This is a genomic window from Paenibacillus sp. RUD330, assembly GCF_002243345.2.
Lineage (GTDB): Bacteria > Bacillota > Bacilli > Paenibacillales > Paenibacillaceae > Paenibacillus_O.
Window position 1 is genome coordinate 5417590 of the sequence record NZ_CP022655.2, and the last position, 12484, is coordinate 5430073.

A 12484-nucleotide genomic window follows, 5' to 3' on the forward strand; every position below is an offset into this window, starting at 1 on the left:
TTGTGGCCTCCAAACAAAGCCACAAGGATGAACGGGATATATCTCAAATCAAATATAAATCCAATATCTAGCTTTATTGGTTTGATGATACAAAGAATCATCGTGATGGCAGATAAAACAACAAGGATATTGTTATGATAGGGATGGGGTTTATTTTCAAAAAAGATTAAAAAAGCCACGACTGGAACTAATAAAAACAGAAAATTCAAGAGCAAGGTCTCAAACAATGAATAACTTCCTTTCAATATTTGATGCAGCAGGGAAATAAATTTCATTTTCAAGCTATATTCTGTCAGCAAGCATTTCGTTACACCATTATAATCACAGATTGATCAATTACATATGATTTCATCGTTATATTTTGAATAATCCTAAAATTTGATTTGAAAACGCCTCCAATAAAACCGCGAACCGGCTTGCGCCAGGAAGGGAATCGCCGTTGACTGCGGCCGCCAGCATGTGCAGCTTCAAGGCTCCGCTGCGCTCCTGTTCTCCCCTGCGAGCAGCCAAAAAAAGGCGCGGAAGGTACATTCCGCCCCCTGTTTGGCAGCCTGCGCACAATGGAGATTTTCCTGCTTTTCCATTTATTCCGTTGTCGCCCCTGTGCTATTGTAGGTATGGCGGCAGCCAAGTTCTGCAAGTCAAAACCATTCATTCGGAGGTAGTTGCTCAATGGCCGATGCTGTCATAAATCAGCAGAGCACCAAATATCCAATCGAGGTGATGAAGGTTGTTCGGGCATCCCTGGGCGCAGATGAAAGCTCGACGGAGATGGACAGCCAGATCAATGCCCTGGCGCAAGTCCGCGTCATGGACATCTATCTGGAGTCGCTCGGAAACCCGGCGCGGGGCCAAGTCATTCGAGACGCGGTAGGCAAGGTTTTCGGATTCGACCTCGATCTCATGTCTCAAAACGATGAAGGCAATCTGCTTGCGAGCTACAACTCCGAGATCATGGCCGGTGTGCGCACCTATCTCGGTCTGGCTTCGGATGACGAGAGCCGGGACTCCGCTATCATGAGTCTGAAAAAGAACGACGTCATGGACCATTTCCTGTCCGCCTACGGAGAAAGCATTCAGGGCTCGGATAGCCGCAGAATAATCAACTACATCTTCGGGGTGAATATTGACGGCCTCAGCGGACTTGAGCGCTCGAGATTGTCGGTTTACTCGAAGGGCCAATGGGAGCTGAACAACCGAAACGACGTATTGATCATTAAATCGAGCAAGGGCGACGTCGACCTCTATGTAGGCCCGACAGCCTATTACGTCGACAAGCTCGGATCGAACCAGCTACCTGCCGAGCTTGAAAAAGCCCTGCTTTCGTTCGGCTTCACTCTCGACACGGCTGCCAACCTGTACACCTACCACAACGTCTCCGGCGAATCGGTTCCGGATGCGTTCAAAGGGCAGGTCATCGGAGCGATTGTCGCTTGCATCCAGGCCAGCTTCGCCGATCTATAAAGTCGGGCAAGCCCGGCACAAGCAGCTGGGATCCCCGAGCCTGATCTGCCGGCCGAAGCTGCTTGCCGCAGCGGCGGCCGGCAGCCCTCGCACCTTGCCTATGGCTCTTGTATATTGCCGCAAAGAAACCCTGCTCAAACGAATGAGCAGGGTTTCTTTGCATTTCTGCCGTACATGATGCAGACGATAACAGCCGCCTCATCTATGGACTGCACTCACGCGGACAGGGTAATGGCGGTTTTACAAGGTCATCAGCAGCAGCTTGTAGTCCTCGTAAGCCAGCTTCCACTCCTCCATGCGGGCTATCGTTCTCCCGTCCAGCAAGGCGCCGATGACATCGAGACAGACATGCCAGCCGGCCAGATCCTTGGGTGTATGGCCGGTCATCTCGCGGATGGTCTCGATCAAGACGAGGCGGCATCCGCCGGGCTCCGGATAAAGCTCGAAACGGACCCTGTCCTCGCCCCAAGCGTATTCAAGGACGGAATGCTCCCGCAGCTCGAGAATCTCAAGCTCCTTGAACGTGCCGTCCCGCATGTCGAACCGGATGCTTCCGCCTTCGCGAAGCTCGTCCACCCGGAGCTCCGGGAACCATTCCGCCAGCTTGCCGTTGACTGTGAGCGACGACCAGACCTTTTCGGCCGGATGCTTCAAGCGCCGCTCGAAGCGGGCTTCGTATCCATCCTTTACAGGGGTTAATGTCGCCAGCATGATTGGACCTCCTCTTTGGGAATCAGGGCTGTCTCCCCCGAAATCCCTGGTATCACGCGACCGTTCTAGCGGTCCTCTTCGTCCAAATGCTTCTCCAGAGCGTCCAGCCTGTCCGACCAGAACCGCCGATAAGGCTCGAACCAACGATCCAGCTCCTTCAATGGCTCTGCGTTCAATCGATACCAATGGCTTTGCCCTTCTTTTCGTACCGAGACGAGCTCGGCTTCGCGCAATATCCGCAAATGCTTGGAGATTCCGGGCTGACTTAGCGACGATAAAGCAACCAGCTCTCCGACAGAGCGCTCCCGGACGCGCAGGGAATCGAGAATTTTTCTGCGCTGGGGCTCGGCGAGCACTTCAAACAGCTTGTCCTCATTCATGGCTTATATATTACCGTTCAGCTATATTTCCGTCAAGGCATGAACAACAGCAGACATACGGTGGTCTTCCTGCCAAACAATGCGCTATTTCCATCGTTCAGGAGGTCGTGTAACGTATAATTCCAAGTATGCTTCTTTGATAACCCTACTTTATAGCGGAGGAGCGGAATCATGCCTGAACAGACAACCAAGCCCAACGTCGTCCTGATTCTCAACGACGACATGGGCTACTCGGATCTCGGCTGCTTCGGCGGCGAGATCGACACCCCCCATCTGGACCGGCTGGCCGCAGGCGGCATCCGCCTGACGCAGTTCTACAACACGGCCCGCTGCTGCCCTTCGAGAGCCTCGCTCCTGACCGGGCTTCATCCCCATCAGTCGGGGGTCGGGCTTATGCTGGAGAACCTGAACGAGGACGCCTACGCAGGAAGCCTGAACGACCGGTGCGTCACGATCGCGGAGGTGCTGAAGGAGAGCGGATACCGCACGTATATGAGCGGCAAGTGGCATCTGTCGGCGAGCAAGTCGGCGCCGGCGCCGTCATGGCCTGCCCAGCGCGGATTCGACGAGTTCTACGGCACGATCGCCGGCGCCTGCAGCTACTTCCAGCCGACCACTCTTTGCCGGAACAACGATAATATCGAGGACGAAGTCGCTGGTGATGCCGGGTATTACTACACGGACGCGATCAGCGAGCAGGCCGTCCGCTTTTTGGACCGCCATCATGCGGAAGCGCCGGAGCAGCCGTTCTTCCTCTATGCCGCCTATACGGCTCCGCATTGGCCTCTCCACGCGCCGGAGGCAACGATCCGGAAGTACGAGGGCCGGTTCGATGCCGGCTGGGACAGGCTGCGCTCGGAGCGGCTGGAGAGGATGAAGGCGCTGGGCATCGTGCGGGAGGACTTGCAGCTCTCGCCGAGGGACGAGGAGGCTCCCGCCTGGGACGAAGCCTCGGAGCGGGAATGGGAGCTGCGCGCCATGGAAGTGTACGCCGCCCAGATCGACCGGATGGACCAGGGCATCGGGACGATCGTCGATGCGCTGGAGCGGAGCGGCCGGCTCGACAACACGCTGCTCATCTTCCTTGCCGACAACGGAGGCTGCGCGGAGCAGCTCGGGCTGGACAGCGAGCGCTGGCTGCTGGACAGCCTCATCGCCGCTTCCCATGACCGGGAAGGCGGCCGCGTCGTCTTCGGCAACGACAAGCGCCTGCTGCCGGGCGGGGAATCCACTTACCAGAGCTACGGCCTGCCATGGGCGAATCTGTCGAATACGCCCTTCCGCCTCTACAAGCACTGGATCCACGAAGGAGGCATCTCGACTCCGCTCATCCTCCACTGGCCGGAGCGGGTCGCCGATCCCGGCGGACTCCGGCATTCTCCGGGCCAGCTGACGGACATCATGGCCACCATCGCGGAAGCGGCGGGGGCCGCCTATCCGGACCTCTATCGGGGCCGGAGCATCCCGCCCATGGAAGGAGTCAGCCTGCTGCGCCTGCTGGACGGGGAGGCCGACAGGAACGCGCCGATGTTCTGGGAGCATGAGGGCAACGCGGCCGTCCGGATCGGCTCCTGGAAGCTCGTCCGGCGGCATCCGGGTCCGTGGGAGCTCTATGACCTGGCTTCCGACCGCGCCGAGCTGCGCGACCTGTCGGCGGCCTATCCGGAGCGGGCCGCTCAGATGGCTGCCCGATACGAGTCGTGGGCGGACCGATGCGGAGTGAAGCCCCGCGAGGAGATCCTCCGCTTGCTGAAGCGGTAGCCGGTTCCAAGCGGAACATCCCGTGAGGCACCGCCCCGCATGCGGCCGGCTCCAGGAAAATCCGCTGCCGAACCCTTCTTTTTCACGTCTTCCAACCCATCCTGCAAGGAGGCCAATGATATGCAGCCGCTTTTGAAAAAAAGTCTCGTCGTCCTGCTCGCCGCATCGGCGGCTCTGCCGGCCTCGGGAAGCATCGCCGCAGGCGAAGCGGGAATCATCGTCGATTCCTCGGTCGACCGGGGCGCGATCGACCGCGACGTCATCGGAGCCAACGGAAGGTATTCCAACAATGCCAACGGACTCTACGATTCCGCCAAGGGTCAGGTCTATCCCGATATCCAGGCCAAAATGGCGGCGGCCAAATTCGGCATGCTGCGGTACCCCGCCGGAACGATCGGCAACCTGTTTCTCTGGAAAGACTCCATCGGTCCTCTCGCCAGCCGCAAAAACGAGGTGCTCGGCAGCGATTATTCCAGCGCATACCCCGCTTTCGGAGTGGATGAAGGGCTGCGGTACGCGGAATCGCTTCAGGCCGACACCGTCTACATGGTCAGCGAGGTGACCGAGACGCCCCAAAGCGCCGCCGATCTCGTGGAATACCTGAATTCCCCGAACGACGGCAGCAATCCGGGCGGTGGAACCGATTGGGCCGCCGTGCGGGCGGCGAACGGCCACCCTGCCCCGTACAAGGTGACCCACTTCGAGCTCGGCAACGAAATGGCTTCGGCCAATCAGAGGTATTGGATGGATGGAGCCTCGGCGGCCGGTCCGAACAAAAGCTTCGGAGAGAAATACGCTCTCGGCGATACGGTCCATCAGAGCGGAGCCCGCAAATACGGCACCTGGTCGGACAACCGGAGCGCAGGAGCGGCCGCCGAGAAATTCTACACCCGCTACGCGCCCGTCGCAGCCGATACGCAGACCGTCACCGTGAACGGGACGGCATGGACCGAAGTCGCCAGCCTCGCGGCCGCCGGCGCGTCCAACGTCTACCAGTTCGACGACGCCACGGGGGAAATCCGGTTCGGCGACGGCACTCATGGCCATATTCCGCCGAATCAGGCCGTCATCGCAGCGAATTATCAGCATGTCCATGCCGGCTTTCAAGCCTATGCGGACGCCATGAAGGAAATCGATCCCGGCATCCGGGTGTACAGCAGCCTGGAATCCATCTACGACTATATTCCCAGGAGCAAGGTCGATGGATACGTCGTCCATGATTACTACAGCGGCGCGGACCACTCCACCGTGCAGCAATTGCACGACGCCTACATCGCCGAAGGCGACGCCCACGTCCGCAATCTGGAGACGATTCGAAGCGAGCTCCGGGACCGGTCGCTCCGCAACGACACGACGGCGCCGATTACGGAATACGGACGGATTGTCGTGAACAGCCCTATGGGAGCGGACGGAGCGAGAATCCTGAGCCGCGCGCTGACCTATGCGACGGCTCTGGCGGGAGCGATCAACTCCAATTGGGGCATCTACATCCACCAGGGACTGGCCGCTTATTCGTTCGGCGGCGGACCGGCGCTGCCGGGAGCAGGCCAAGTGTACAACAGTCTGTACGCGCCTGCCGCTCCCGACCTGTCTGCATTCGTCGAATCCAGCATGGCCAAGGCGTACAGCCTGATCGGCAACGGCACGGGCAGCCGCCTGCTCAGCAGCTGGATCGTCAACAATCCGGTCGAAACCGAGACCAAGTCCTACCCGGCGCTCGCCGCGGCCGCATCGAAGACGGGGAATGACCTGTACCTCGTCGTCATCAACCGCTCATCGGCGAACGCGGTCAACGCGCAGGTCGATCTGAGGGGCTACCAGATCGCCGGCAAGGCGGCTCTCCGCACGCTGAACGGCGCCAGCTTCACGTCGTTCAACGACGTGTCCCATCCGAACGACGTCGGCATCACGGAAACTTCGGCGGCGCTTGGAGTCGGCGCCTCCACGTTCTCCTATACGTTCCCGGCCCACTCCGTCACCTCGTTCCGCTGGAGCGGGAATCAGGCCAACCCTTGGACGGGCGTGATCTTCAACGACTTCGACAACGCCCCGGGCACCGTCCCGAACGGCTACGCCGTGACGCCCGCCGGCAGCGGAACGAACCAGCCCGACCCCGGCCAGCCGGGCAGCGGCGTGCTGCGGCTGACCCGCAGCGGGACCAACGTGTCGGCTTCGCGCCCTGTCGGCTCGCTTACGGGCATCATCCGGGCGACGGCGCGGATCAAGTCCGCCCAGACCGGCGCGCGGCTCCGGTTCCTGGTCATGGGCGGCAGCTCCATAGCGGCGGACGCCAACTTCAACGCCGACGGGAAAATCAAAAACGATATCAAAACGCGCGCGGTCTATGCCGCGGGCCAGTGGTACGATGTCGAGCTGCTGCTCAACACCGAAACCGCCTCTTACAGCCTCTTCATCAACGGCGAGCGCGTGACGGAGAAAGGCTTCAACAATTCCGGAATTTCCGCTTTGACCGATCTCCGGTTCGAAGTGAACGATGCGGACGGCATCTTCTATATCGACAACGCCAAGGTCGAGAAGCTGGGCTGACCCCGGCCCGATGATTCCCTATGACATGCCGGACGGACCCTCCCCACCCGCATGGTTCCCTATGACAGGCCTTCTGCCTCCCCCATCTCCACCCGCATCGCTCCTCATCAAAAGCCCTGAGCCCAGCCTCGGGGCTTTTTCGTTTGGAACGAATAAAGGAGGCCTCGCGGTGGAAATTTAATCCTTGCACTTGCGCCGGAGATCGCCGATCCAACCGGCGTTCGCAGAACCTGACTCGCCGATGTCAGCGTTGAAGCGCCGGCTGGCTCATAAATTCCAGGTTCACGGACCTGCATTTATGTTAAAATAGCTGTAGACAAGCATTGGCTGGTCCATTAGCCTTGCCATTCTCATTTTGCCCCCGGGCTCGAATGAGGAGAAACCATCTACAGAAACAGGACACTAGGAGGAGTTACAATGGCACTCGTTTCCATGAAGGACATGCTGAACAAAGCGCTTGCCGAGGGCTACGCCGTCGGCCAGTACAACATCAACAACCTGGAATGGACGCAGGCGATCCTCGCTGCGGCACAGGAAGAGCAATCCCCGGTCATTCTCGGCGTATCCGAAGGCGCGGCCCGCTACATGGGCGGCTTCAAGGTCGTTACCGCCATCGTCGGCGCCCTGATCGACGAAATGAAAGTCACGGTTCCGGTTGCCATCCACCTCGACCACGGCTCCAGCTTCGACAAATGCAAAGAAGCCATCGATGCCGGCTTTACTTCCGTCATGATCGACGCTTCCCACCATCCGTTCGACGAGAACGTCGAGACGACGAAGAAAGTCGTTGAATACGCGCACAGCAAGGGCGTTTCCGTTGAAGCCGAGCTCGGCACGGTCGGCGGCCAAGAAGACGACGTCGTTGCCGACGGCGTCATCTACGCAGATCCTAAAGAATGCTTCGAGCTGGTCAAGCTGACAGGCATCGACTGCCTGGCTCCTGCTCTGGGCTCCGTCCATGGTCCTTACAAAGGCGAGCCTAACCTCGGCTTCAAGGAAATGGCGGAAATCCGCGAGACGATCAAGCTTCCGCTCGTTCTGCACGGCGGCACGGGCATCCCTACGAACGACATCAAGAAATCCATCTCCCTCGGAACGGCCAAGATCAACGTGAACACGGAGAACCAAATCTCCTTCACGAAAAAAGTCCGCGAAATCGTGACGGCTGACCATGAAGTCTACGATCCGCGCAAATTCCTGGCACCAGGACGCGATGCGATCAAAGCGACGGTCATCGGCAAGATGCGCGAGTTCGGTTCTTCCAACAAAGCGTAAGACGACCATACGAAAAAGGCAGGGAGGACCTCGGTCCTTCCTGCCTTTTTTTGCATGCCGGAATAGGCAGCCGCCTAAATGGGCGCATCGCCTTGGAAGGAGCCCCTGACTTCTTGTCCGGCCTCGGCTCCTTCGGCAGTCATGTCCCAGCAGCCTCTCTCGTACACTAGAACGATGATGCTTGTACGAGACCGCTATCGGAGGGATGAAGATGAAAATAACTTCCGGGGGAATGGAGGCCGTCTACTACGGCCGTGTATCCGCCTACGGCATGAGCCCGATTGAAATCACGCTGTCGGAAGAAAAGGACCCTCTGACCTTCCATTTCTGCATCGAACACGATCCGCATCGGGACGACATCGCGACGGATATCCAGCTGATCCGCTACAACGAGGTCCGCATCGCCTGCATCAACTATCCGCGCGGCAAGCCGACCGGCAATCAGGATCTGATCCATCTAGGCGTGCTCGACAACCGCAGCCTGTCTCTCCGCTACGAGGTGACGATCCACTACGATCTGTCCGCATGGGCGCTTGCCTTCACGTTCTACTCCGGCGAAGGGGGTCCGGGAGATGAATAAGCTCGAGATCCAGGATCCCAAGGTCGCCAGCAAAATCATCGCCGCGAACGCGGAAAGCGACAAAAGAAAAGCCGAGCTCGGCTTCCTCGGAAGATTTTACGGCTCCGGCGAAAATGTCCGCCTCTATATCGTGGGCACGATCGCGCTTGGCGTCCTGCTCATCGCCCTCGTCTATACGCTGACGCCCGCGTCGTACCGTTCCGCCGACTTCGGGCTGAAGGAGATGTGGACGCTCGTCGTCCTTCCGGTCGAATCGACCATCATCGGATACTTGATCGGATCGCGTTCCAAGGATTCCGGAGGATGAAGCCGATTAACCAGCCCCAAGCCGGAATAGGGCTTGCTCAGAGATGATGCGGAGACAGGCCGTCTTCTAGAACACGCCAAGCGGCGCCCGCCTTGTCGGCAAGGCGGGCGCCGCTTGTAGCCGGCCCTTATTGCGGCGGGGCCATCTCGACGTCGATCAGCTTGAACTGCGTCACATCCGCCAGCCCCCGGTTCGTAATCCGGATCTCCGGAATGACAGGCAGGGCCACCAGCGAAAAGGTCATGTACGGAGCATTCAGGGAGCAGCCGATCGCCTTCCAGGCTTCCTCGAGCCCGGCCACCTCGGACACGACCTCCGGCAGCGATTTCTCCGACATCAGTCCCGCGATCGCCATCGGAACCTGCGCCAGCACCTCACCGTCCCTGACCACAATCATGCCTCCGCCGATCTTGACGAGCTCATTGGCCGCGAACGCCATCTCCCGCTCATCCACGCCCATGACGAGCAGGTTATGGCTGTCATGCGCCACCGTGGAGGCGACAGCCCCTTGCGTTATTCCGAAGCCCTGCACGAAGCCCAGCGACACCTGGCCCTTGCCGTGATGCCGCTCGATGCAGGCCAGACGGATCGTGTCCTGCCGGATATCCGGCAGGATGACGCCTTGCTCCACGGGCAGCTCCGCGGCGGCCTGCTCGGTCCGCGCGCTGTTCTCGATAATGCGGATGACGTTGACGCGGGCGGCAGCCGCGTCGAACCGGCTGGCGAGCCGGAAGTCCTCCGCCGCCAGCTCGCGTCCGACATGCATGGACTGGCGGATATGCGGCGGATACACGAACGCCGGGAAGCATTCCTCGCGCAGCTGTCCTTGATCGTAGACAACAACCCCGTCCGCAAGCACGGTCGACGGCAGCATCCGCTCCAGATCGTCCAGCAGCAGAATATCCGCGCAGCGCCCCGGCGCGATGCTGCCGAGATCCCGCTCGCAGTTGAAGTACCTCGCCACATTCACCGTAGCCATCTGGATGGCCGTGACAGGCTCCACGCCTTCTTCCATAGCCCGGCGGACGACATGGTTGAGATGTCCTTTCTCCATCAGCGTCTGCGGACTGACGTCGTCGGTGACGAGAGAGATGTTGCCCGTCGGCACCTTGTCCTCGGTCACGACCTTGATGACTTCCTTGACGTCATGCCAGGCGGAGCCTTCGCGGATCATGAGATGCATGCCCATGCGCAGCTTCTGCAGCCCCTGCTCCCGGGTGACGGTCTCATGATCGGAGGTGACGCCAGCGGCGAGATAGGCTTGCAGCATGCGGTCATCCTCGCTCGGGAAGTGGCCGGTGACCGTCTTGCCGCTCATGAGCGTGGCCTCGATCTCTCCGAGCATGACGGGATCTCCGTACACCACTCCAGGGAAATTCATGACCTCCCCGAGTCCGACGACATTGTCCCAGGCCAGTCCCTTGGAGATGTCCTCGACGCCCAGCCTGGCGCCGGCATCCTCAAGGTCGAGAGTCGCCGGAACGCACGAGGGAAAGGTCGTGAACACCTTGAGAGGAAGCTGCTGCCCTTCCTCATGCATCAGCTTCACGCCCTCCGTTCCGAATACATTGGCGATCTCATGCGGATCCATGAAGATTCCGGTCGTTCCTTTGGCCAGAGCGGCCTTGGCGAACTCGGTCACGGACAGCATCGTGCTCTCCACATGCATATGCCCGTCCAGCAAGCCGGGGCAGATGTACCTTCCCGCCGCATCGATTATTCGCGTGCCGCTTCCGATGGCATGCTCCGCGTTGCCCACGTATGCGATCCGGCCGGATGCGATCGCAACGTCGACATGCTCCAGCAGCTCCCCGGTATGGACGTTGACCAGAATCCCGTTCCGGATGACGGCCTCGGCCTCCGCCTCGCCGCGGGCTACCTGGGACAGCAGCCGGCTTGCTTCATGCAGCGGCGTTCTTTTTCCAGCGCTCATCCTGCTCCTCCACTCCTTCAATCGAAAATCCTTCCAATTATCTAGCTTATCACGATATCCGCCGCCCTATGCAGCCTCACGGCCGGACCCCGCTTGGAGGCGCGGCGAGATCGCATGACGGCGGTCTGCCGGCATGCAGCGGCTCCCCATCGCCATGACGGGGGAGCCGTTCTAAGGCCGAAGCCGCCCCCGCAGACAGGCAGCCAGCTCTCGGGCTGCCTGCTCATGCGCCGCGGCGCCGGGATGGCTCCTTGCTCCCGCCGTCTCCTCCGTCATGGCGGGAAGCTGGAACACCGACACCTTCCGGTCGCCCGAACGCTTGATGTAGGCATCGACTGCGCGGTAGATGGCCGGCATCATCGGCGTTCCCAGCATGCCGTAGGCCCAGACGATATAGGCATTGGGGTTGCAGGAGCGGATCGTCGAGAGGAAGCTCTCCGCCGCAGCCTCGAAAGCCTTCAGATCCTCCTCGTTGAAGGTCCCGTCCTCGTTCAGACGCTGCTTATAGGCCCTGCCGGCCTCCTCATCCTTCCACTCCGGCGAGTAGAACGCGCCTCCATCGTTGGTGCCCAGATTCACGACCACGGCATCCGGCTGCCAGGAAGCGAAATCATAGTCGCGGAAGGCGCCGAGAGCCGCATTCCTCTCTCCCGTCAGAAGGCCGCATACCTTCCGGTAATGCTGCGGAATATTGCCATGCGGATTGTTGTCCCAGCTCGTCAGGACGCCCCATCCGCTTTGGGAAATAATTCGGCACTCCGCATTCAGCATTTCCGCCGCAAGGGCTGCATAGGTGCGCGTGCCGCTGAACCACATCGGGATCCAGTCCGCTTCCTCCCTGCCGCCGATCGCTCCCTCGCCGGAAGTGATGCTGTCTCCGATGAACTCGATCTTATAGGGCTTGTCCTCTGCGGGCAGAAACTCCCCGTCGAACTTGACCGCATGGATGTGCAGGGAGCAGCGCGGATCGCCGCTCATCGGCTGCACGTCCTTCACGATGCGGACGTTCTTGGCTGTCTCTCCGTCCATGCCGCGGAACAGGCAGACCCAGTGCCTGCCTGCCGTGACCATCTGCCTGCCGACCGGCACCGAATTGATCAGAATGGTGATCCACGGCTCATACTGGCCGTAATCGGCCTCCAGCTCCACCCATAGCTCGGACCCCTGGGCCTGAAGCTCAAGGGCGCTTCCGCTCCAGAAAAGAGTGAGCGGGGAACGCTCTCCCGTCGTCCGGCCATGCACCTTGGCATGCGGGAGATCGGATAGGGCGTGTACAGTCAATTCATTCATCGTCTTATCCTCCATCTGCGGTTTCGTCGTTAGATCCAGTTTACTCCCGGACCCTGCCCGATGTCGCCCTGCAAAAGGAAAAAACCGCAGCCTGCCCTAATCCGGAAATCAAGCGGAGATCATGCGGAGCGCATGCGGCGGCTCGCCGGACTAAAAAACAGCCCCGTCATGACGACGGGGCTGTCAGCAAAGCGGATGCCGCACCGCATACGCGATCACAGCCATTTCATCGAATC

General features: G+C 60.0%; 10 protein-coding genes. 6 read left to right on the forward strand and 4 right to left on the reverse strand.

Features of this window, described 5'->3' with window-relative positions:
• Positions 1 to 672 precede the first annotated feature (672 nt).
• Positions 673 to 1464 carry a hypothetical protein gene (locus CIC07_RS24450; RefSeq protein WP_076357370.1) on the forward strand — a complete coding sequence of 264 codons (792 nt, stop codon included), beginning with the start codon at positions 673 to 675 and terminating at the stop codon, positions 1462 to 1464.
• A gap of 240 nt (positions 1465 to 1704) precedes the next feature.
• Here the strand turns inward: CIC07_RS24450 and CIC07_RS24455 are convergent, their stop codons facing one another.
• On the reverse strand, positions 1705 to 2175 hold the full coding sequence (locus CIC07_RS24455; protein WP_076357368.1) for an SRPBCC family protein: 471 nt from the start codon (positions 2173 to 2175) through the stop codon (positions 1705 to 1707).
• A 65-nt stretch (positions 2176 to 2240) separates the two neighbouring features.
• Entirely contained in the window at positions 2241 to 2555 is a 315-nt protein-coding gene (locus tag CIC07_RS24460; RefSeq protein WP_076357366.1) for an ArsR/SmtB family transcription factor, read from the reverse strand.
• 171 nt (positions 2556 to 2726) lie between these two features.
• On the opposite strand from CIC07_RS24460, the gene CIC07_RS24465 reads away from it, so the two are divergent.
• The 5 genes from CIC07_RS24465 (at position 2727) to CIC07_RS24485 (ending at position 9025) form a co-directional block, all read left to right on the forward strand.
• On the forward strand, positions 2727 to 4316 hold the full coding sequence (locus CIC07_RS24465) for an arylsulfatase (RefSeq protein WP_076357364.1): 1590 nt from the start codon (positions 2727 to 2729) through the stop codon (positions 4314 to 4316).
• A gap of 120 nt (positions 4317 to 4436) precedes the next feature.
• On the forward strand, positions 4437 to 6863 hold the full coding sequence (locus CIC07_RS24470) for an alpha-L-arabinofuranosidase C-terminal domain-containing protein (protein ID WP_076357362.1): 2427 nt from the start codon (positions 4437 to 4439) through the stop codon (positions 6861 to 6863).
• 417 nt (positions 6864 to 7280) lie between these two features.
• Positions 7281 to 8138, forward strand: coding sequence for a class II fructose-bisphosphate aldolase (locus tag CIC07_RS24475; RefSeq protein WP_076357360.1), 858 nt, complete (start codon positions 7281 to 7283; stop codon positions 8136 to 8138).
• Positions 8139 to 8349: 211 nt separating this feature from the next.
• Complete coding sequence (locus CIC07_RS24480) at positions 8350 to 8718, forward strand: DUF6864 domain-containing function (RefSeq protein WP_076357358.1); 369 nt, start codon at positions 8350 to 8352, stop codon at positions 8716 to 8718.
• Positions 8711 to 9025, forward strand: coding sequence for a hypothetical protein (locus CIC07_RS24485; protein ID WP_076357356.1), 315 nt, complete (start codon positions 8711 to 8713; stop codon positions 9023 to 9025). Before CIC07_RS24480 ends, CIC07_RS24485 begins: the two co-directional genes overlap by 8 nt.
• 127 nt (positions 9026 to 9152) lie before the next feature.
• Here CIC07_RS24485 and ade read toward each other — a convergent pair whose 3' ends face one another.
• Together ade and CIC07_RS24495 are read right to left on the reverse strand one after the other, a co-directional pair.
• A complete protein-coding gene (gene ade / locus CIC07_RS24490) occupies positions 9153 to 10958 on the reverse strand; it encodes an adenine deaminase (RefSeq protein ID WP_076357354.1) in 1806 nt (601 codons plus the stop codon).
• 171 nt (positions 10959 to 11129) lie between these two features.
• Entirely contained in the window at positions 11130 to 12248 is a 1119-nt protein-coding gene (locus CIC07_RS24495) for an SGNH/GDSL hydrolase family protein (RefSeq protein ID WP_094248287.1), read from the reverse strand.
• Between the last annotated feature and the right edge of the window lie 236 nt (positions 12249 to 12484).